The 23,301-nt window shown below is 32.9% G+C and carries 13 protein-coding genes; 4 read left to right on the top strand and 9 right to left on the bottom strand.

Annotated elements, in window-relative coordinates; genetic code table 11:
* Positions 1–168 precede the first annotated feature (168 nt).
* Together RINTHH_RS04455 and tftA are read right to left on the bottom strand one after the other, a co-directional pair.
* Positions 169–504, bottom strand: coding sequence for a ribbon-helix-helix domain-containing protein (locus RINTHH_RS04455; protein WP_044304626.1), 336 nt, complete (start codon positions 502–504; stop codon positions 169–171).
* Between the two features lie 1,290 nt (positions 505–1,794).
* Entirely contained in the window at positions 1,795–3,153 is a 1,359-nt protein-coding gene (tftA, locus tag RINTHH_RS04450) for a hormogonium tapered terminus morphoprotein TftA (RefSeq protein ID WP_008233391.1), read from the bottom strand.
* A 286-nt stretch (positions 3,154–3,439) separates the two neighbouring features.
* Between tftA and dnaG the strand changes: the two genes are divergently transcribed.
* Entirely contained in the window at positions 3,440–5,359 is a 1,920-nt protein-coding gene (gene dnaG, locus RINTHH_RS04445; protein ID WP_044304624.1) for a DNA primase, read from the top strand.
* Positions 5,360–6,198: 839 nt separating this feature from the next.
* Here dnaG and RINTHH_RS04440 read toward each other — a convergent pair.
* Positions 6,199–7,161 carry a hypothetical protein gene (locus tag RINTHH_RS04440; RefSeq protein ID WP_044304623.1) on the bottom strand — a complete coding sequence of 321 codons (963 nt, stop codon included), beginning with the start codon at positions 7,159–7,161 and terminating at the stop codon, positions 6,199–6,201.
* Positions 7,154–8,344, bottom strand: a complete 1,191-nt coding sequence (hetZ, locus tag RINTHH_RS04435; RefSeq protein ID WP_008233385.1) for a heterocyst differentiation protein HetZ — start codon at positions 8,342–8,344, stop codon at positions 7,154–7,156. Before hetZ ends, RINTHH_RS04440 begins: the two co-directional genes overlap by 8 nt.
* Before the next feature lie 387 nt (positions 8,345–8,731).
* Here hetZ and RINTHH_RS04430 point away from each other — a divergent pair, with 387 nt between their 5' ends.
* Positions 8,732–9,205 carry a hypothetical protein gene (locus RINTHH_RS04430; RefSeq protein WP_008233383.1) on the top strand — a complete coding sequence of 158 codons (474 nt, stop codon included), beginning with the start codon at positions 8,732–8,734 and terminating at the stop codon, positions 9,203–9,205.
* Between the two features lie 529 nt (positions 9,206–9,734).
* On the opposite strand, the gene sds is transcribed toward RINTHH_RS04430, so the two are convergent.
* Positions 9,735–10,706: a solanesyl diphosphate synthase gene (gene sds / locus RINTHH_RS04425; protein ID WP_008233376.1), complete on the bottom strand. Its 972-nt coding sequence runs from the start codon at positions 10,704–10,706 to the stop codon at positions 9,735–9,737.
* Positions 10,707–12,245: 1,539 nt separating this feature from the next.
* On the opposite strand from sds, the gene RINTHH_RS04420 reads away from it, so the two are divergent.
* The gene (locus tag RINTHH_RS04420) at positions 12,246–12,437 is read left to right on the top strand and encodes a hypothetical protein (protein ID WP_008233371.1); all 192 of its coding nucleotides are present in this window, start codon (positions 12,246–12,248) and stop codon (positions 12,435–12,437) included.
* Between the two features lie 273 nt (positions 12,438–12,710).
* Here the strand turns inward: RINTHH_RS04420 and murI are convergent, their stop codons facing one another.
* Together murI and RINTHH_RS10990 are read right to left on the bottom strand one after the other, a co-directional pair.
* Positions 12,711–13,574 (bottom strand): glutamate racemase, encoded by an 864-nt coding sequence (gene murI, locus RINTHH_RS04415; RefSeq protein WP_044304621.1) that lies wholly within the window; start codon positions 13,572–13,574, stop codon positions 12,711–12,713.
* 1,432 nt (positions 13,575–15,006) lie between these two features.
* Positions 15,007–15,261 carry a hypothetical protein gene (locus tag RINTHH_RS10990; protein WP_196794880.1) on the bottom strand — a complete coding sequence of 85 codons (255 nt, stop codon included), beginning with the start codon at positions 15,259–15,261 and terminating at the stop codon, positions 15,007–15,009.
* Between the two features lie 953 nt (positions 15,262–16,214).
* Between RINTHH_RS10990 and RINTHH_RS11350 the strand changes: the two genes are divergently transcribed.
* A complete protein-coding gene (locus RINTHH_RS11350; protein WP_269208829.1) occupies positions 16,215–16,337 on the top strand; it encodes a hypothetical protein in 123 nt (40 codons plus the stop codon).
* A 1,290-nt stretch (positions 16,338–17,627) separates the two neighbouring features.
* Here RINTHH_RS11350 and RINTHH_RS04410 read toward each other — a convergent pair.
* A complete protein-coding gene (locus tag RINTHH_RS04410) occupies positions 17,628–19,064 on the bottom strand; it encodes an FAD-binding domain-containing protein (protein ID WP_008233365.1) in 1,437 nt (478 codons plus the stop codon).
* A gap of 1,252 nt (positions 19,065–20,316) precedes the next feature.
* The gene (locus RINTHH_RS04405) at positions 20,317–21,918 is read right to left on the bottom strand and encodes an Hsp70 family protein (protein WP_008233364.1); all 1,602 of its coding nucleotides are present in this window, start codon (positions 21,916–21,918) and stop codon (positions 20,317–20,319) included.
* Between the last annotated feature and the right edge of the window lie 1,383 nt (positions 21,919–23,301).

The raw sequence follows: 23,301 nt of genomic DNA, 5'->3' as shown, positions 1-23,301 counted from the left end.
AAATTCTCTAAATAACAAGGCATTATAGCCTTTAATTTTGTATCAAGTGTAAAAATTTAGTTAAAAACCTAAATTTAAATTGCCCCCTTTTCGGTATATTTAAGCATTAGCAACTAAATAAGGAATTTAGTTATTAAGCTACATTCCTTATTCCTCCCAATGACAAACTTAAACGGCTAAGCTTTCTATCGTTAGGGGTACCATATCACCCGTTTTTGTTAGCCCTAGAAGCATTTGTTGTTTTGGCTGAATACTTTGACCTGTAAGTACACAACGCTCTTCCTTTTGTGCAGTTGCAGTAATGCTAACCCTAATATCATTTTTAGAAAATAGTGGTTTCCAATCACCTGACTTTTGTTGTACATAATTCCAAAGAATATCCCGAATAAGAGCTTGATATCCCTGACTCCCGGATAACTCTTTGAGCTTGTCCTTGAGTTCTTTTTCTAAGCGAATACTAGTAACTTCCATGTCAGTAGTTGCGGTGCGTGTTATGGCATGCATGATTTTCTCTACTAAAAAATGTAAAACACAGTAATACAATTGTAGTATATTAGTATGAATGTTCAAGAAGTAAAAATTTTTATGACATACTCTTATTCCATCTTATGTATGTGCTGCTAAACTATGAACAAATTTAGGAATTAGCCATTATTTTAGAATTGGGGTATTTGATTCATACTTTTTTTCTGGCACTAATATAAATCTTCATAGAATAGAGGCAAAGCTGACAATTTTAAATTCACTCTTTAATATGCTTAATATGCGGAAATAAGTTGTTGATAAATAAAAATATGATTGTCAAACTTCAAATTTCAGAGGTATCTAACGGGTATCTAACGAAATTTTCTCTTTAAAAAGTGATGGTCTCTTCAAGGTAATATTATGATTAGTTAATCATAATATTACCTTACTGAATAGTAGAGTAAAACAAGAAGATATAAGTAATTTTACTTGCATGAATTTAGTCGTTTTGTTCACCCAGTATATTCACTTAATAACCAATTCTGTTTAATAAAAATCATGGAAAGTTTTATTGGGAAATTTTCTAAGAACTACCATAAGTATTTATGATAGTTCTCAATTATTTATGGTTTTATTTTTCAATTTTACTAGAGATAGCTCAATTTATATCAATCTATTAAACTGGAAAATCTCTTAATTATTTTAGTCAGAGATTTTAACCAATTTCTCCAAATGGTAGGTAATATGAATTTAACTGATATTGCCCTTGGGATATAACCGAATAATAATTATAGGCGATATACATACTATAATTATCATATATTAGAGGTTTTTAAAACTGGAATTATTAACAGAGTTGAACTTGTTACCATAATAAGTATCAGAGGAATTAAATAAAGTAGAATTTGCATTAGTCAAAATATAGGGTATTTTTTGTAATTCTCCTAGTATTTATCCTAATAATAACTTGATGATAATTAATTTTTTAAATCATTATTCATCCCAAGTTTATTTATACTATTTCATAGCTATATAGTGACTATTATTAATAGTCACTATATAGCTTATCTCTTCCCAATAATTATAATATGCCCTAGATACTTTAATGTTTTACTACCTAGTTAATAGTTAATAATGGTAGGAACTTTACCTAATTATTCAACATCTTCTATATCCTCCAGAAGATACTATTCATTATTATCACTAATCTATACACTTCCTAAAGTCTTAAATTTTTTAGGAGATAAGATAATATTCCATTATTAGAAATAGGTATAAAAATATATATTTTCATTCTCCTAGTTTTTAGTAATCCAAAGTTATGATTTATTACATCAATTGTGCTAGCTCATATAATCTTTTAAGCATGGCTATTAATCTATACCCATATTCTATATCTGCTGACCATCTGCCAGACAATTGATTAATTAGGGGAGCAACGCCACGCGTGACAAAGCGAAAACGCGGATCAACAATATCCTGAACAATAGGTTCCAAACTAGCATAAGCTTTTAAATGTTGAATATGTGCCCTTACACCAAGTCTTGGACTACTGAAAGATGCCACTTCCAACCCTCCACCAAACGTACCTAGGCCGGCAAAGTTGTTTTGTTCTGGTCTAATATCACTACTAAATTCAAGAAATCCAGTTTCTATACACATCTGACAAAAAGCAATATCATAATTTACTCCTTCAGTAGTACCTTCTTCTCGGTATAGTTCAGGTAAATTTGGAAATTTTGTTAGAGCATTTTTATTATTATTTTGCAGAAATAATTGTAACTGTACTTCAGTAGTATTACCATGAGACATAATCAAGTCGATTTGTCCAGGACATATAGTTAAATTGGAACGTAGGATTGCTGTACGAGTTGCTTCATTCCAACCCACAAATACGTTAAATTCTCGTAATTCGATCGCTTTTATATATACCACCTGTCGATAACTTATACGACGCACATTGATAGACTTAGATAAGTCAATACGTAAGCAATCTGCCAAATCTACAGGAATATAAGAATTACCATTAACCAGTATTCCTTGCTCTGGATAATTTTGCCCGTTGATTTTAATATTGATAATAGGATAATTTTTTTCCGGTTGGTTTAGAGGAGGAGAATCAGGCCTTACAAACTGACTCCAGGATTCCAGCCCATCAGCAACGCCCTGAGCAAAATCATGACGATGGTTTTGTAGCAAGGCTCGGTCATCTGGACTACTTAGGAAACCAACTTGTAAATACACAGAAGGAGCTGCTACTTGACGACAAAATGCTAAGTTACCTAAACCAGCGTCTGTATCGGGTTTTGATCCTAGATTTGGTAATTGGGTAACCCGACTTAATAGTTTTAGGAGTAATAAATCAGCATGTTTTTTGCGCTCGTTATTACTAGCAATATAAAATGCACTTGCACCCCTTATAAATGGGCTTCTAGCTGCATCCATGTGAATTTCTACTGCTATATCTCCTCTGTCATCACGGGAGTTAATCCAATTAATTGTATTTGCTGCACTCAAACTATCCGGAACCGATAGGACTTCAAAACTCCTTGTTCTTAATTCAGTGACAATCAAATCACGCAATAATATCATTTCTCTGGCTTCTGTAGTTCCACCCGCAATAGAACCCGGGTCTATTCTTCCCCATTCTCGACCCCCGTGAGCTGCTGAAATAAAAATACGCCCCATATATTAAGTATTTCCTCTGATTTTTAATAAAACTCCGGCTTTGCTCAGTTTGTTTGAACCATGAGATATTGTATATAGGATCCTAAATATGGCAGTAACAATACAAATAGTTATTAGTATTATGGCGACAAATCTAGAGTGAGCATAAAATAATATAAACATACGCCAGAAACCTAACCACCAAAATTGCTTTCTCGGAATATAGAAAAGGAAAAATAAATATTTAGTAATTGCCGATTTTCTATTGTTTATCCATTTTTGTAATATAAAATCCAAAATTTGCAATATGTTTATTCAACGCTTGCATCCAGAGACCATTGAAGAGGTTAAACAAAGAACTGACATATATGAGCTTGTGTCAGAGTACGTTGTTTTGCGCAAGCGTGGTAAGGATTTTATTGGTTTATGTCCTTTCCATAAGGAAAAAACCCCTAGCTTTACTATTAACCAAGCCAAGCAAATGTACTATTGCTTTGGGTGTCAGGCTGGGGGAAATGCTATTAAGTTCTTAATGGAATTAGGAAAAACTTCCTTTACTGAAGTGATAATTGACTTAGCACAGCGTTACCAAATTCCTGTTAAGAGTCTCGACTTTGAACAAACACAGGAGCTGCAAAGAAAATTATCTCTCAGGGAACAAATTTATGAAGTATTGGCTTTAACAGGAAAATTCTATCAGTATGCCCTTAAACAAACCCAAGGGAAAAATGCCTTGGATTATCTATCAAATTATCGAAAACTCTCTGAGTCTACTATACACAATTTTGCTTTGGGTTATGCTCCCGCAGGTTGGGGAGTTCTCTACCATCATTTTGTAGAGAATAAACACTATCCTGTGAAACTGTTAGAACAGGCAGGCTTAATTAAACCACAGAAATCCGGTGATGGCTATTATGATATTTTTCGTGATCGCTTAATGATTCCCATTCATGATGTCATGGGGAGGATAATTGGTTTCGGTGGAAGAGCCTTAGGAGAAAACCAGCCTAAGTATATTAACTCTCCAGAAACAGAACTTTTCAACAAGGGTAAAACTTTATTTGCTTTGGATAAGGCAAAACATGGTATTTCTCAGAAAGATCAAGCAGTTGTGGTAGAAGGATATTTTGATGCAATTGCTCTTCATGCTTCTGGTATAAATAATGTAGTGGCTTCTTTAGGTACTGCTTTCAGTGTGGAACAGGCTCGGTTAGTTTTACGCTATACAGATTCTAAACAAATTATCTTAAATTTTGATGCTGATTCTGCCGGTATTAATGCTACGGAGAGGGCTATTGGGGAAATTGCCCAACTCGCATACACAGGTGAAGTACAACTGAAAATTCTTAATATCTCTGATGGAAAGGATGCTGATGAATACTTGCAAGTATATACTTCCAAGGATTATCAACAACTAATAGAAAATGCTCCGCTGTGGTTAGATTGGAAAATTCAACAAATTATCTATAACCGGGATTTGAAACAAGCAACAGATTTCCAGCAGGTTTCACAGCAACTAGTAAAACTACTTACAAGTATAACAAATACTGATGCTCGTAACTACTACATTACCTACTGTGCTGAAATCCTCAGCTTAGGAGATAGCAGACTAATACCCCTAAGAATTGAAAATCTATTAACTCACATTTCTCCAACCACTAGTAATTATAAACAAATACAATTACTGACAAGTCAAAATCAATCTATTCTTTCAAATCAAAGATCCAATTTTTCAGAAAGTAGTTTACTAGAAGCAGCAGAAGGTTTATTACTGCAGATTTATTTGCACTGTTATGAATATAGAGAATTTATTTTTGATAAATTGGAGGAGTATAATTTACAATTTAGTTTGTCCCATCATCGCTTTTTATGGCAGAAAATTTTAGAAGTATCGGAAAGTGTAAACTATGATTTACTCTCGACAGTACAAGATAAATGTCTAGAATTTCCTGAAAAGATTGGCCTGATTTCACATTTATTTTACCTGAGCGAGAAGAATGAAAAAGATATGTTGCGAATACCCCAATTAATTCAAGCAGCAATTGCTTCTATGGAAATAGTACTGACAGAAAAGAGGTATCGCTATTTTTTGAATCTTTGGGAAAAAACAGATGCAAACATGAAACCAAAGCATTCAACATACTATTACAAGGCATTTTATACCGAGAAACAAAAATTACTACTATTAGAAAAGCAGCGGCAATTTACAATTTCTAATTTATTATAGTCATCAGTCTAATAATTTACTTAAGGTTGAATAATTTGAGGGTTAGTTCAAACTTGAATTTAAAAAGTAACACACAGTCGGTAGTAAATATGATATGCTTAATCATAAACTTGGCAAACTTAGCCAAAAAACTATAATAAATCACTTAATATTCACAAGTCTGCATAGTTATCAGTAAGTTGTTAGTGTGTAAGAAATACCCCACTAAAGGGAAAATGACTGTTTTCTTTTTTCGCTCAGCATAATTCTTGTTAGATTTCACTTCCTCATTTTTTTTAATCATTGCAATATTAAAAATTATCTCGCAACCATAGTTTAGACTAAATTTTGGATTTTAAAGCAGATGAATCAAAAGCAATTAGGAACTGAAAAACAGGTGTAAAAGTCAATAAATTATTGAGGACAGTTACAATAGACACCATAAAAGACTACTGCAACTATCTAGAATGGACAGTATTAACTACATGACTAATTACATCTGTGCAGTAGAAATATCTACAAAACGCCCGCAATATAATTATTATTCCTAGAAGCAAAATTAGTAAGGTAATTAGATTTTCTACTTCTGTTATTAAAAGTTTGAAGTATTTATATACCTAATATTTATTAACTAAAGGCAGATGCCAGGACTAGTTTATCCTAAGAGTCCTAATATTCTCATGATTAGGACTGTAAAGACAATATAAATTATTGATGATTGATGTACAGTTAACTTGTTGAAGCTGTTTCCTCAATATATACCCCAACCAACTAGAAAAAATTCTAAACCCGGGTTTATTCATGGAAAAATAGGGGTTTGACCTACTGAGGTACCAGTGGCCGGTAGTCTTTAATGTTTATTAAATCGTCGGCACAATTAAAAACAACAATGCTTGTTCTTCAATTCCTTCTAATTCAACAGTTAAAGTATAATAATGTTGATTTTCAGTGCAGGGTAATTCCACGCTTAGAAAATCCGGATAGTCAGACTTTGCCATTACATGCAATTTGCCCCCTTGTAATTTGATGCTTCCTTCACTAGGTAATTGAGTTCTTACTAGTATTTTAGGTGATTCATTTGTAAACTTCAATTCAACTTCTACGTACAATTCTCCATTACTAGTCAGCAATTGCCTATTTAGTAGTGGATTTGTAGCAGAAATGCTCACATTAAAAATGTCCAGTAATTGTTTGGCTGTTAGCAAAGACAATGCCATCTGCTGGCATGCTTGCAATTCTGAGTAATCACTATCTATATTAGGTATAATTGCCAAGGAATCAGAGGAACGCGAAGAAGTACTTCTAAGTACCAATCCTGCTATATCGTTCAACTCTTGATAATTTTCAGGAAATATACTTTCTACCACCTTGACCAACTTTGATCCTAAAGGTAGTGAAGAAGTCAAGTATTGCTGACAGAATGTCAGCAATACTTGAAATACATTTTCCGGGATGGAAATAGGCAAACTTAACTTATCAGGAATAAATTTTAGTGATGGTTTATTATCCAAACAATCTGGATATTCCTGTAATTGAGACTCCCACGGGAATACAGGTGGGTGGTTTTCTATTTGGATTTGTAGCCGACGTTTCAAGACGGCTTGGAAACGTTCTTGCACAGTAGGAATTTCTCCTAATTGAAAGGTTTCGGGCATTTTTAGAGACTCAAAATCGCCAACCATGAAAGTGGCGGCGGTTTCAAGAATGTTGTCTACCCAGGTAATTTCCTTGAGTGGCAATCCATTACCCTGTGGAATGTCAGCAATATATTCTAACAACAGGGCAAGTAACTTATACTTCAAGGATTCTGAGTCACTATTCATGAGTAGATGTACGTGATCCGGACATTAGAGAGTTACGAATTTCCCAAGCCTGCTCAAGAATTTTAAACCAGCATTTTTGTAATTGAGCTATGGATAACCCTAATTTTCTAGCAATTTGTTCATCTGTTTGTCCTTTTTGTTTTAATTTTAATAGAGAACGCTGATTATCGTCCAGTTTCTCTGTATATGTTTTCCATTCTTGTGGGGTCAAACCTAAATTAGCCTTTAAATCTGCTTCTAACCACTCGTGAACTAACTCCCACTTGTGTAATAAGGCAAATCTGATTAAGTGATATTTGAAGCGTTGTTGTAAATAATCTCGCTGACGAGAGTTTAAGCCGAGGATATTCTCAATTTCCTGTGCGGATAGGTCTTGAAGGCGTAAGACAAAATAATCCGTACAATCTGATTGTTGCTTTTCATCAAGGTAATCCATTAACTCTTTAACTACTACAGAACGTAAACTCTCTTCTGGGGGTTCTGGCTCTATTTGGGTTGCCATAGCATTGCGTAATAGCTGTACTGCGGGATCTTCCCAGGTAGTATCAGATTCACCACTACTACCTTCAGCAGCTTTTTCCATATCCACACAGGTCTCTGGAGGTTGCTGCTGAGAAAATGTTTGTGCCCGTAGAATAATTAATTGCTGTTGACGACCAGGTAGGGGTATGCGTCGTTTTCCATAACGCTCCGTAAATGCCATGTACTCTGCTAGTTCTATTAAGGTTCGAGGACAATAAGTTGGGAGTAATTGATTTTCTCGCCGGAAAGCATTTAATGATTCCAAATAGAAACCTTGTAAAAAGTCTTCTATTACAGTCAGTCGCCCTTGATAGCTCAATTGTCTTTGGGGAGAGTTAATATAACGGTAAATAATTGCACTAAGAGTGCTATGTAACTCAATTCTGCCTCGGTTTGACCCTAGTTGATAGTACTTAATACACTGCTGTAGTCTGTGCTTGGCTAGAGTCATTGCTGCACTGGCAATCGCACCAGAAGCCTGTATGCGTTTGCTCTCACAGCAAATACGCTCCACTTCTGCAGCAATTCGACATGCCACATGGTGACAATTTTTTGCTGAAGCACCAGTTAATGTTTTAAGCTCCTGTAATAGGAGTTCAAATATCGCCTCCACGCCAATAGATTTTTCTCCCTGAGTAGTTGTGGTTGCGGCTAAATTCATAGTCTTGTTATTCGAAAGACCCTAACATAACTTAATGGAAGTCTGTGTTGACAGTTAGTGGGCTAAGGGTTTTGCATGTAAGCTAAATACACCTTAATCCTATGATGAGGATTTAACTTGGATTATTACTCCCCAATCTTATGAGATTGTTTATCCGCTACAAAAAATAGTTATAGCCAATACTTTAGGAGTTATTGATTGATCACGATGGATCTAGATATGCAAATTCAATCACTCATTGACAATGCACCCCAAGATAGTTATAGCCAATACATTAGGAATTGTTTACATATCACGATGGATCTAGATACGTAAATTCAATCACTCATTGACAATTCACCCCAAGATAGTTATAGCCAATACATTAGGAATTGTTTACATATCACAATGGATCTAGATACGCAAATTCAATTACTCATTGACAATGCACCCCAAGATGGTGTGACCCCACAACTGATAGCAGCAATTGCTCCAGTATTGAGCAAGATTACTCACAAGTTAAGCCATCACCATTACTACATTCACCAAAACCCACAGCAGTCTTGGGTTGTAACTATATTAAGCAAGCACACTAATTCAGTAGCACAAAAGCGTGTTATTTATGCTTTTGGCGACTTGAAATACATTTCCCCCAGCTACTTAGTAGGATTGGATGACCATGTTATAGCTATTCCCATGCCCGTGGTTGATGTTTTATTTCAATTGGTGGCTTTGAATTCCGTAGACAGTATAGTGTTTATAGAATCACCATATACTGAATCAAGATCAGTAGAAATACGACGAGCAGAATTACATAAACAAATTGAGAATCAATTAAAAAAATTACCTCCAACTGTTAATATACCCGATGATATTGTCTAAGCTAACTTATATTTTTAGAAATTGGCCTGATGTACTGGTATTATTTTAACCCTCAAGCGAAGTATTGAAAATAACTAGTTTTAACTCTCAAGTAAAGTATTGAAAATAACTAGAATTTTTCTCAGCTTTGAGGTATCCCATCTCTACTAAACTCTGGAGACAGAAAATAATCATAGACCTCTAAGGAAACCACAACTTTATCTAAAAAGAAAGGGTAAATATAATATCCCCAGTTTTTTATTCGGCAAAAATTGGGAGTTAGGAGTAAGTAAATCTCATATATACAACTTGTTTGTATCCTTGAAATGTTTTCTAGCTATGATAGATGGCTAGAAAACCGGCTTTGTCTGAAATTACTCCCTCCCCTATTTTTTACCTTATATAACAGGGTTATTTATCCCCCTAAAAGTTATATCCATCAAAGCGAAGAGCTCAAACAGAATTTGTTTATTCAACTCAACTTATAACTCTTATGATTCATTTTGAACTTTCATCAAGATCGGGCTAGTTTATTCATTATTCTGATATGCTATTCAAGCCTGCTAGACACATAATTAGCTAAATTAATCAGAGTTTGGCGTGATTGAGAGGGTGTAAGCTCTTCTATATTATCCACAGCTATTTTTGAATATTTAATAGCTAATTCCCTCGATTTCTGAATACCTTGGCTATTTTTAATTAGAGCTATTGCTTGCTCTAAATCTCCTTCTTGAGCAAACTCTCTTTCAATTAGTACTTCCAAATATGGCTTCTCTTCTAAGGCAAACAAAACTGGTGCTGTTAGATTTCCACTCTTCAAATCAGATCCAACAGGCTTCCCCAATGCACTACTGGAGCTCGTAAAATCTAAAATATCATCTACAATTTGGAATGCCAAGCCTAAATGACGACCATAACTGTATATATATTCAGCTGTTTCTGTAGTTACGTTGCTTAATAGTCCTGCAGCTTTAGAACTATTGGCTATTAGTGAAGCGGTCTTATAATAGCTTTTCTGCAAGTAAATCTCCAAAGATGTACTTGTATCTAAGCGATTTAGCCCCTGCTGAATTTCCCCAACTGCCAGGTCCATAATAACTTCTGATAATAATTTTACCACTTCTAAATTATTTAAATTTGCTAGATACCATGAAGATTGAGCAAATAGAAAGTCTCCTGCCAATACTGCTATACGGTTACCAAAGATGTTATGTACTGTGGCTACACTACGCCTTATCTCTGATTCATCTACAACATCATCATGTACTAAGCTTGCTGTATGAATCATTTCTGTAATTTCAGCTAACCGTCGATGACATGGGTTAATGTCTTGTTCTTGCATTGTTGCCCGTGATACAAGTAGTACAATTGCAGGTCGAATACGTTTACCACCAGCTCCAAACAGGTGTTCGGCTGCAGCATAAAGGATAGGATGACGATTTCCTACTAACTGCTTTAGATTATCTGCTAGTATCTTTAGGTCTGCTTCGACAGGGGCAAATAGAGATGTGGCTGGGAACATAGATTGGCCGACTCTGGCTTAGGTTACGGAAGTTTACATATCCTATGATCATTTTAAAATAACCTAGTGCTAGTGAGAAGTTTTCATCTATGATTCCCTCGATTCCTTCTATTCCACTTATAATATAACAGTGTGAATCACATGTAATTATTTGGTAGGTCCAGTCTTACTCTCTAACTTTACCTTTAGATTGATCTATAATGAAAATTGTTTAAGTATATAAATAGTACTTATTGTCAATGTTAATTTATATTAACTGATACTTTGAAAAGTAAAATACCTCATTGAGTTTCCTCGTGCTTTTGTACTTTATGTTGATATTTTCTACAGGTATAATACATAAGTTGTAATACATAGAATTAATAATCTTCAAACTAGGTACTCAGAACTATGCGTTTTACTGTTTGCTATTTCTCTATACTTTCAGATGTTTTTAGAAGAGTATGCAATCATCAAAAAGTATATTCATGAATCTTATACTAAATCAAATACTATCCAGAATATTAGATAAGAATAATAAAATAGTGTTTAATTACTCTTATACAACAGTAAATATATATATGCAGGTATCTAAAAGTATTAAGTACAAGTAAGATAATACTTGTTTCAAATATGAAAAAATGCTACAAAATCCATTGTAGTAAGTTTCTGCAATTATTAATACACAACAATAAGAAATATAATTGATAATATTTAAACTGCAGTCATTATTTAGTATGGCTAATATATCTCATACTTAAATAAGTATTAAAATACTATACTTCTTGAGTTAGCTAAGAAATACTAAGATTATAGTATCTTAGCGATATGAAAAGGCTTGCCATTCTTAAAATCCAAAATCATAAATATTTTAGACTTAACAACAAATAATTAGAATAGGAGAATATTAAAGAAATCAATAATGGTTTTACTATAAATCTAAAGACAGATGAGACTTGCCATACTACTATTTAAAGTAGACACTATGAATTTTATCTCGGATTTCTAAAAATTCTGTATGACTTATCGGATTTATACTAAGCACAATGCTTCCAATATATAACCGATACATAACTATGACTGAATTGTAAATTTGGCAAAAATATGTCTTATAAATTAGGCATATTTGTGTTAACCTAATAGTTAAGAGATTTTGATATTTTATTGAATTCACTCTAAAGAAGTCTAAGGTCAGTAAGCATTTTTGCTATGTCGGAAGTCTAAGTCTAAATGAATAATTTTCAGCTCGACTAGGGATGATTTCCAATGTCAAAGCTGGAGGTGTGAACCTCTAGGCTAGGAGTTGTAAACTACCTAGGGATTATGCCGTATTTCTTTGCCATGCCTGGGACGCCTGTATTATCTATGGTAAAAGGGATACATACAAAGTTCAAAAGGCTAGTTAACATTGGGCGAAGGGCAGTCACAATTCTGGCAAGAATAATTGATTGTATAAGAACAAACTATCAAGTGTAAGTTTTGATAGCCACGTTATACCTATTGGTGAGATCTTCTTTTGAGATAATTACTGGGAGAAAAATAGTTAGTGGAAAGGTGCCTATGTTGATATTTATTTTAGCTGCGGGATATTTATTTGCTGTTTACATTTTATTAGCGATCGCTAAGCGTAGTTGTAAAAGAAACGAGGACTTCATGTATCAGATGGGTAAAAGTAAATCTCAATCAGATGTTTCTGTAGCCCGTCAAGTGGGTGAAGTTATTAGTAGTCCAGAGTCGATTCTTAATAGTTGAAGGATGGACGATGGGATATGCGGATAGATTGGATGGCAGTAACTAGCTGCAGAAAACTTACAGTCTATGCATTATATATGTACGGACTGTCAGTTCTTGCAAAAAGAACTACCTGGTTTGTGTTGGAGAAAGGCCACTAATGAGATCAAGAGGAAAAAATAGAGGGTATTTTAGGTACAGAATGATTATGTTAACTTCTTAAATAAGATACATTACTAACTAACAATATATTTCAACATATTTACAGGGCTTTTATACTAATATTCTGTATCCCTAATCCTTTATAGTCTGAATAACTGCATAATGTTGAAGACTCACAGTCTCTACCATAGGAGTGTATCCTAACCATCGGAGGGCAGAACGTGCAAATGCTTGGGAACAGCCACTAACAGCAAAACGTGTCGGTAAGGCTGAATAATTATTATTTTTTAAGTTGCTTATGTCTAATTTTTGGGAACAAGTAGCAACAAGATGAACAGCTGGATCAATCAGTTGAACATTTTCAGGCAGTAGTGCTCGCAACACAGGTGAGAGATGGGGATAATGAGTACAGCCATATATTAAGGTGTCAATCTCTTTTTCTATTAGTGGCTTTAAATAGGAGCTTGCCACCTCTGTTGTATAGGGGTCATAAATCCGATTTTGTTCAATTAAAGGTACAAACTCCGGACAACTAACTTGCCAAACTTCTAAGTCCTCTGTAATTTCTAAAATTAATCGTTTGTAAGCATTGCTTTTAGCAGTTGCAGGGGTGGCAATAACCCCTATTTTTTTCCCCACTTGTACTGCGGCCTTTGCCCCTGGTAAAATCAAGCCAAGAATAGGAAAGTCAAATTCTGCACGCACGGCTTCTAAAGCCAGAGCAGAACTCGTATTACAGGCCATAAGTACCATTTTTACCCCTTGTAATTGCATCCAGTCCAAAATTTCCCGCACAAACTGTAAAATTTCTGACTGGGAACGAATACCATAGGGGAGTCTTGCAGTATCCCCAAAGTAGATGATAGATTCTTGAGGAAGTTGTTGGTACAACTGTCTAAGTACGGTTAAACCGCCTATTCCACTATCAAAAATTCCAATGGGGGCACGTTGAGGTTCTTTGGAGTTAAAAGAGGGAAGATTGCTGTTAAAGTTCATTGAATATGAAAACACAGGCAAAATCTGATTTTAGTCTTTTGATTAAAATATATGATTAATTAGGCTGTTTGATACTTAATAATTAACCCTGGTTGGATCTTTATATAAAGTATTTATCACCTAATGATACTGCTATTTTTAGTTTATGTCTTAAGTAATCCAAAATTCTATTTGTGATTTATAATTAAATATTATGATTGACCTAAATAAATAGACTTGAGACTAAAAGTATGCAATCATCATGCATAAAACCTTGAATAGTAAACCATGTAAAAGATAAGTGTCATACAATGAAATATAGGGTAAGTGTAAGCAATTATTAGGTTTTGTTGTGTAACTTATATCAAAACTCAAAGTATTTTATTAAGAGTTATACTCATACATTTGTGATGAACAATAGGTTTCATGTTCGGAAGAGTACTTAGATATATAAGTTACATAGGATTGCAGAATCCATTTCAGATGAGAATATCATAGTAATGTAGAAAATATTAAATAATATAGGACAATTTACCAAGTATTTTTATGAGTTTGGGATGCTTATTATTGATGGAGTTGAATTTCTTATTAAATGACCAAACAATTATAAGAAAAAAATAATTCAGTAATAAATTAAGGTACACCTAAGAAACGTCTGAAATTCAGTACATTTTAGAAAAAAAATATCAGAAAGTATAAATGTCAAGAAAAATCACAATTCTGGATATATATCAGCAACTATACCCAATAATATAAAAATTCGATGGATATAGGATTTCTTGCAATTCAGGCATATCACATTACTATATACAACAAGTATAAAGGTAATCAATTAGTCTAAAAGCAAAAGGATAAAATAGAGAATTGGTTACTTATCAATGATTTACTAAATACTTCTATTAAACCAGCCTATTTTTTTGGCACTAAGTAAGTAAATCAGCAATATCTCAGACCTCAAACTAAGTAGACTTGTGGTTATAAATAAAATTATATGAGCTTTTAAATTGGTATTGATTTAGAGCTAAAATGCCAGGGTAGTAATTCTGTATAGAAATATATTGACATTATTAGTTTGCCATAATCATGGTAATAAGACATAGCAAAATACTTAATTTTACAGTTAATTACTTCCTCAGTATCATGATATTATTGATGAGAGCATAATAAAATTGAGGCTATGGTAGTGTTTATAGAAGTTTACAATATATTTTATAAATCATAAAAGTTAATCATCTCCCATAGTTAACTAAGCACAAATCATATTAGTTAAAATTTGAGTTATTGAAATTATTATAAGTAAGAATTGAAAAAGTAATTTTAACTATTTTTTATTCTTTAATTTCTTTATATTTGCTAAAGTACTTTTATTGCTTACGCATAATTAAAATATACCAGAATTTATATATCAAATGAAAAAATATGAAACTAGATAACATACTATTTTATCAGTAAATCAAATTTGTGAAGGAAGGTAAAGTATAGATTTTAGATGTGGTGATGGTATATTGCATATAAATATAATTAACTGACAATTTGTACGTATGCGTTTTCCCCCAGTGGTTATGTATTCTACTCTATACCGTTCCTGAGCTATAACTTTAGATGATAAACAATGGAAAGTCGCACCCTTTGAGGTGGAAGTAATAGAAAAACCTGTAACTATAACTACTGCAAGGGTAGGAGTGCGATTACAAACGCATCCCTGCAAGATATATTTTGACAAGTTTGGCCATATCTTTACTGCAGATACAGGTATGGATATTGGCTGACGAGTAGAACAAACTACTACTTAGAAGAAAATTCAACTAAGGGAAAAGTTCTAGGGTTTTTAAGGAAGGTTAGGAAGTCCAAATGATAGGGGAAAATGCTATACCCATTAGACAACAGATTGCTACTACCGTATTAACAGATGAGATGTATCAGGCAATTCCTTTTCTAAAATTCATCTCACCTGAAGTTAATTACAGATGTCTTGCAAATGAATACCTACAGTAGTGAGTTAGATTACTATATTATCTATGGTGAAGAACTTGCATATATTACTTGTACTTATACCCAACTCACAGGCTTAGGAGATATGCCTCCACTGTAGACATTGAGTTAGTATCAGTAACAGATGATTCATAACAAACCCCATTAACCATAGTTTTTTGGGATTGAGGTGGAAAGAATTTGTCATCAGTATACTGTTCTATCTCTATAATTTATTTTGGTTACTAGTAAACACAGATGACCCCACCTCACCTTAAAGCCCATACTATACAATTAATTCAGAGGTTCTTAAACTCACGAATTATATGATCAAATTATTTTGGGCTCATCTCTAAATGGCTGCATCAATTTATCGTCCTGGGGTAGGATATCGCTCAGTTTATCTCCCAGTAGGTACTTAGTATAATAATTGCTGGACAGGGGAAAGCTACATAGAAGGAAGGTAAATTTTAGCGGATACCCCTCTATAAAGAATGCCTATATGTATTCTTTAAGGATCCATTGATGCAATATGTGGGCAATTTCTCAGTGGGTAAAATAAGATTCTTAGTTACCCCTGGGATAGGAAAATTTATCCTATATGAATAGGATGGTGTTTCTTTTGCCTATCGATAAGGTATTTATGCAATTACTAACTATCAGGCATTTCAATAAAGAGGAAAAGTCGTAGTGAAGATTCTATCCAGGCAAGGGAAATGGATTTCTTCACCTCGCGAAGTTACAGTTTCAGTTATTAGGAAAGGGGAACAGGAATTTATTGATACAAGTATAAGCAGGAATTTAGTATTTTAATTTTTATTTAGTATATTGTTGTATTAGTATGAGCAAAGTTCACTTTACTCATATTAATGTTATTGTCATTAACTTTTAGCTATTCATTAATAATATCAGTGTGACACAAGTACAGAGCAGTCTCTCATCTGTACTCAAATGCATATGAGAGACTGCTCTATGGCTGATCAAACCCAGATAAAATGGATGCACGCTAATTGACAGTCAAGATGTTCTCCTCTTAGAACATCTTGAGGAAAAAATATAGTTTCACGTATCAATGCAGAAGTAATTGATATGTGAAACTTAGGGTTTAAATAAATAGTTAGTAAGGTAGAGTTGACTATATAACATTAACAAATTAGCAGTATAAAACATATCTATTGAATGGGAACAGCTACTGGTTTTTCTTGTGACAAGTACCAAAATATAATCTTTATTCTGTCAAATAGTTTTCAGGTTTTATTTCCAGTTATTCTGAGAAATCTTACCCTTGTTAGTTTGAATTTTGCAATGAGCGTAGAAGTTTAGCAACTCTATCAACTCATAAATGAATGGCAAATTCAACTTTGAGTTAGATTTTTGGTATCTATCTGCAAAAATGGTCAGCTAATATTCTTGGAACTTAACTTTAGACTCAAGTAGGTAATCGTAGCATAGCCATATTGGAAAAATCGTATTGTGTTATAGCTATGCAACTATATCTTCATTATTTTGGTTAAAGCATTAACATAAATAATTATGAAATTATTCAAGTTCATCCCAAATTTACTGCAACCAATTCTCGGTTATAAATCAGCAATATTTAAGTTTAATTAATGTGTAGGGATATGTAAATTCCTATCTTTCACGTATTGCCTCTTGCAAATTTGGATATGCAGATAATTCTGCAAAAGTATATGCTTCCCAGGCGATTTCAGACTTATCAGCTCAGAGATGAACATCTTTATCTTTACTCAACTTAAATGTAACTATGCCTATTGATGGAGTGTTTTATTGTGGGATATAATTCCCACAATAAAACTTAAAAACTGCTCGTGTTGTTCATACTCTCTCATAAAGCAAGTGCCTTAAAAACATCTATAATTTTTTTATGAGTTTTTGATAATCGGTATTTAGCCCAATTTTAGAGGTTTAAGCCTTATACATCAAAAATTATAGGTAGTTTACAATATCTTACTTTTTGCTTTTTTTTTCGAGTACAAGTAACTTATTAGTAAACCAAACTATTCAATAAATTTTAAGTTTCTAGTAATTATTGAATTAGTTTAGAGCCAATTTCATGAGCTATCATGACAAGTTTCAGATGCTTTATTTGCAGTCAGTTGCTTGTTTATAAAGTTCCTTAAATCTTTTCTGTTGATGATTGTGATCCACAATTGGTTCGGGGTAATTAATTGCATGGCGTTCTAGGGGAGATATTTTACCAGTAACCAGATACTCAGGATCTAGAGATTGCAATTCAGGAATCCATTTTCTGATATATTCCCCTTCACGATCAAATTTTTGGGTCTGACTAATTGGATTAAAGATTCGCAGTGGTTTGGGATCCATACCACTAGAAGTACTCCATTGCCAACCTCCATTATTTGAGGATAAATCACCATCTATCAGGTTCTGCATAAAATATTTCTCTCCCCACTGGGAGTCAATAATCAGATCTTTAGTCAAGAAACTAGCAACAATCATTCGACAACGGTTATGCATCCATCCTGTTTGATTTAACTGACGCATGGCTGCATCAATTATTGGATAACCAGTTTTACCCTTACACCAAGCTTGAAAGTATTCAGTGTTGTTTTCCCAAGGAAAATTTTTGAAGGCTTTCCGGTAAGCACTTTCTGCTAACTCTGGGAAATGATACATAACATGTTGATAAAATTCTCGCCAAGCTAATTCTTGTTGATATGCATGAATACTTACCTTAGTTTCATCACTACAGCTATTTTCTAGGGCTTTCAGTGTGGCTTGCCACACAGTGCGAATGCTAATAACCCCAAATTTTAATGCTGCACTGAGTTGTGAGGTTCCTTCTATACTAGGTAAATTACGTTGTTCTTGGTATTCATTAATAGTTTTTTTACAGAATTTTTCTAACTTCTCTTTAGCTGCTGTTTCGCCTGGTTCTAGAATTAATTGACTTTCCCATACAAATCCTAAATCTCTAGAACTAGGCAGTGCAATAACTCCATTGTTAGCAGCAATTTCTTTTTGTGCGTCATCTAGACCAATAATATTATCTAGCCTATATACAGGTTCTGCTTTGGTTTTGCTATTCCAATTCTTCCAAAAAGGACTGTAAACTGTGTATGGCCGCTTAGTACCTGTAAAAATATCATGTGGTGAACTTAACAAATGGTCCCAATTCTGTTCAAGTACCTGAATACCCTGATTTCGTAGAACTTCCATAGTCATATAATCACGTTTCTGGGCATAGGGTTCCACATCCCAATTCCAGAATACAGCTTTAGCATTCAAAGCAATAGCCAATTTGGGAATAACTTTCACTGGGTTTCCCTGGAGAATTAGTAACTGGCTGCCTGCTTTTTGGTAATCTTTTTGTAATGCTTGTAAACAGCCCACCATATATTTCATTCTTACAGGAGCAATATCATTTCCTTTGATAATATGAGGGTCAAAGCAAAATAAACCTACTACTTGAGGACTTAATTCTCTTGCATTTAACAGCCCAGTATTATCAGTAATCCGTAAATCTCGCCTATGCCAAAACATAATTAAATTGGACATTTTTCATTAATTAATTTTTCTTATATATGATATTCTAAGACATGTGAAAGCTTATTATACTGACAACATTAGTATTTCATTTTACTCAGAACTCTAAGAAAATATTTGATAATATCATAGGGGTAAAAAATATTTTTGTTGGTAACTTATAATCCCAAGTCTGTTGAAAGTATCAAGTAAATTAACCTGGTATGTTTCTGTATTACCCAAAATTTTCTAATATCATCATCCTTGTATCTAAAAGTTTATGACTCCATAAATAAAGTTTTTACAAACAACTTATATGCCTTTTTCTATTTTTTTCATAAGTATGAAAATAGCACTGAAGAATGGAGCCAGTATAAACTGTTTATACAGACAAGAAAATTAAACTAATGAACATTACAATAAATTGGTAGAAAGCTAAAGACATCAGGGATAAATTAGGCTCCTTTATTGAAATTTAGACCGAATTTTATATTTTAAAACCCAAATATTAAAAATAATAAAATATTTGGGATATTTAAGAAAAATTTAATATTCAAAGATTAAATAGCTTATAACCAATTAGTATAGATTAAGCTAGATTCAGAAATTTATCATCTCAGATGCTATTTGTTTGTGCCTTTGACTAAGAAATTTGACTTGGGACTTTAACTCAATTAATCAATATTCAAATTTTCAAGATGTGTGTTGTAAATTTGAATATTGTTCTAATATAGATGAGGAGACTTGGGCTTTTTACAAATCAATTGATTCATAATAATATAAGATATTATCAAAAACCATTAGTAGCTATATATACATAAACAAGCCAGATTAATTGACCAAGGTTACTATTAATTATCAGAATAATATGCAATTATTATTGGGGAACTAATAGTTGCTTGGCACCTAAAATGATAATTAGCTAATAAAAATTATTCATAAATTATTAGAGTAAATAGTTGATATTGAATTGTCTGGTTTGTAGAGTAAAAAAGTTAAGTTAAACATAATTTATGTGTTGGGTATGCATTAAGTTATGTAATTTACTAAGAACTTCAAACTACTACTTACTCAGGAACTCTATATGTTGGTCTATTCTGCCTCGTACGACTTTCTAAAGCTCATTTAAACCTTGTATTAGGCTAAATTTCAATAATAAATATTGAGAGTAATGATACATTTGTAATGCCTTTGTCTTAACTAGTTAGTCATCCGAGATATATGACAATTTATAATAAAAGTTGTGTCATATACAAATTTACTCCAACTATAAAAATTCTGAGCTTTAACTTAACTTAGCTACTAAATAATTCTCCAAGAGAATTTGGCTGGTTAATAGGTCTTCTACTGTAATTCTTAAGAACCTTTGTTTATCAACTATAAACATAACTTTAATCCGATCAATTCCTGGAAATCCTGGTGGTGTTAAATGGACAATAATTTTTGAACCATCTCTGTCATTTAAAGTTTTGGCAACAGCCTGACTATTATCCAAATGCCGAGTGAATAAACGATCACCATCAAGATAAACTTCTGTATTACTGCCTGTTTTTGTTCCCAATTCCCCTATTATTAATTCAATACTGTGTTGGTTTTCTGAAGAAGCCCCTAATAGTAATTCTACTGATTCAGTCATGGGGTAGGATTGTCCTTCTTTAATAAGAGTATGCCAGCTATGTTGACTTTGCCGATGATCCCAATAGCGAATACCATAGCTATGGTAAAGGAAATCCTTGACTACAAGACCTTGTGTTACTTGTAAAGCTCCTTGAGCTATTGCTTCAAAGGGATACTCATAATGGATTTTATCTTCATTAAAATACTGCTTTAACCATGTCTGCACTGCTGGTATTTGGGAAGTTCCTCCTACTAACAAAACCCCGTTAATATCATCCTCGTCTATTCCTTGTCTTCTTGCTTGTTGTAACAGTTGAGCCATCGAATTATCTAAGCGGACAAAAAAGAAGTTTACTTTGAGGATATTTTCTAAAGTATCCCGATCCAGTTTTAATTCATAAGTCTCCAAATTCTCATCATCAAAGTATAATTCACTAACTTGTTGCTGTTTAGACAGCTGGACTTTAACCTTTTCTGATAATTTTGTTGTTAAAGCATTAATCATTAACCCTTGGGTTTTAGCAAAGTAATCTACTAGCCAATTATCAATATCTACTCCCCCCAAGTTTTGACCTACCTTACCTAATACATGAGCAATTTTTGTATTTTGCTTGGAGTTATCTACTAAGGATTTATTACCCCACTTTAATAAAAAACCTAAAGGCTCCTGATTTACAAGGGAATTGTGTGATGACCTCACTAAAGATAAATCTAAAGTCCCCCCACCAAAATCGACCACCAAGAAAATTTCTTGGTTTTCTAAACCGTATCCCAAAGCAGCAGCAGTGGGCTCATCTAACATCCTTATTTGTTCCACTGGTAATTCCAGACACACTTTACCCAACCAGTGGCGATAGGCTTCAAAACTATCCACAGGTACCGTTAATACTAATGAATCCAAACATCCTTCTAGAGGTGCTAATTGTTCACATACCTGGGAAATAAACCATTGTCCCACCTGTTCAAAGGTAATAGTTCTTCCGTCTAACTTTGGCAAAAACCCTTGGATATTTGTACCAATACCGCGCTTAAAATTACGAAAAAACCGGGATTCCCCGCTTATATCCAAACCTTGATCACGTACTTGTTGTCCTACTAATACTTTATCCTCAGATGCATCCTCAACATATACCAAACTCGGTATTATTGGTGGATTAGGAATTTGTCGGATAGATAAGCCATCAATACTGATAGTTTCTGCTCGCTGGTTAATTGGGTTCCAACGCGCAACAACTGTATTACTTGTACCAAAATCAATTGCAATTGCCATATTGTCTTGATCTTATTACCTGATGGAGATAATTTCTAAAGGAAGCACATGGTAAATTCATTCTCTCATTTTTTGTGTCTATGAGAGAATAAGGTAGTAAAAGTAATAATATTATTTGCTTTCTCAATAAATTACCTGGTATAGAAATATAAATAATTTTCAAGCTTAACTATTTATATACTTTTGTTAGTCAATTAACTATTTTCCAGTTTGGATTTGCTTTTTTATAAAAACTTATTTAAAAAGCTTATTTATATAGAAGATATTTTAAATAAATAGGTAATATATGCCTTAATTAAATATGAAGACTAGAACTTTTTACGTAGCAATACCCCCAGAATATTGTAATATCTATACATTAGAGGAATTTATAATTAAAACTAGACTTTTTAGTTACAGAAAGAGGATAAACTAATTATAACAATAATAAATATCGGAATAACACTTTAAGTAAGAGTCGATAATATAAGCAACATCCAGATTGAATAAGGATATATTTAAACTTCAGGAAAAATATTTATTATCATTTATTAACAAAAATTTCTGTTTCAGAGTAACACAATTTTATCATGGAAGATAACCTCAGCTTATTTAATTTATAACAAATATTATTTTCAATTAAAATAAACTTAATTTAGGATTAACTGAAATTAAACATCTTGCCAGATAAGCAAATTACAAGAGATTTTCTAATTTTTCTTTCAGACAATGGTATGAGTAAAAACTTAATAAAAATATATAGGGTGAATCATTGAAGTCTTTAACATTATTAATTGATTCATGATTTGTGTGAAAAGCAAAGATATATTAACAATAACTTGGGCACAGTGAATCACAGTAACGAGCAGCAAATAGTTTTAGGTAATTATGGAAAATTACAGCTAGGAATAATTCCACTGAAATGAATTCCACAACTATGATTATATAGCAATAATTATAATTGATTATATTCTGGTTTAAATATATCTGAATTCCCTGAAAAATTAATAATAATTCAGATATATTTATCTACTAAAAGACTTCATAAATTGCAGAATTTACTAATAGTAAATTGGTAAAAACTACAAGTAAATTATGTATAGGGTTTAGAAAAAATTTTGCTGTATTCAAATCCTATAGCAAGCTAGATATAGTGTATTTATCAAAAGTAAAGTAATAATGAACATTATTACTTTACTTTCTGCTATTAGCTTATATAAATTTTATTTGATAGTAGTCTAGAACAAACAGGGTTAACAAGTTAAATTATTTTAAGTAGCTACAAATATATCCTAATTAATAACCTATTTAATTAACTAGGAATTATATCCTAGAACTACTTTATCAATTTTGTATGTAGTAAATTACATCATTGTATTTGAGTTATGACTCTTTATCATAGAT

It is taken from the genome of Richelia intracellularis HH01, assembly GCF_000350105.1.
Classification (GTDB): Bacteria; Cyanobacteriota; Cyanobacteriia; order Cyanobacteriales; family Nostocaceae; genus Richelia; species Richelia intracellularis.
The sequence above is the reverse complement of the archived record's forward strand: the minus strand, read 5'-3'. Positions and strand labels throughout refer to the sequence as shown.

What these genes read in the sequence shown, in the direction of transcription:
- RINTHH_RS04430 (WP_008233383.1), top strand. Translation starts at nt 8,732, where the DNA reads ATGGATCTAGATACGCAAATTCAATTACTCATTGACAATGCACCCCAA.
- RINTHH_RS04410 (WP_008233365.1), bottom strand. Translation starts at nt 19,064, where the DNA reads ATGTCCAATTTAATTATGTTTTGGCATAGGCGAGATTTACGGATTACT.
- dnaG (WP_044304624.1), top strand. Translation starts at nt 3,440, where the DNA reads ATGTTTATTCAACGCTTGCATCCAGAGACCATTGAAGAGGTTAAACAA.
- tftA (WP_008233391.1), bottom strand. Translation starts at nt 3,153, where the DNA reads ATGGGGCGTATTTTTATTTCAGCAGCTCACGGGGGTCGAGAATGGGGA.
- sds (WP_008233376.1), bottom strand. Translation starts at nt 10,706, where the DNA reads ATGTTCCCAGCCACATCTCTATTTGCCCCTGTCGAAGCAGACCTAAAG.
- murI (WP_044304621.1), bottom strand. Translation starts at nt 13,574, where the DNA reads ATGAACTTTAACAGCAATCTTCCCTCTTTTAACTCCAAAGAACCTCAA.
- RINTHH_RS04420 (WP_008233371.1), top strand. Translation starts at nt 12,246, where the DNA reads ATGTTGATATTTATTTTAGCTGCGGGATATTTATTTGCTGTTTACATT.
- hetZ (WP_008233385.1), bottom strand. Translation starts at nt 8,344, where the DNA reads ATGAATTTAGCCGCAACCACAACTACTCAGGGAGAAAAATCTATTGGC.
- RINTHH_RS04440 (WP_044304623.1), bottom strand. Translation starts at nt 7,161, where the DNA reads ATGAATAGTGACTCAGAATCCTTGAAGTATAAGTTACTTGCCCTGTTG.
- RINTHH_RS04455 (WP_044304626.1), bottom strand. Translation starts at nt 504, where the DNA reads ATGCATGCCATAACACGCACCGCAACTACTGACATGGAAGTTACTAGT.
- RINTHH_RS04405 (WP_008233364.1), bottom strand. Translation starts at nt 21,918, where the DNA reads ATGGCAATTGCAATTGATTTTGGTACAAGTAATACAGTTGTTGCGCGT.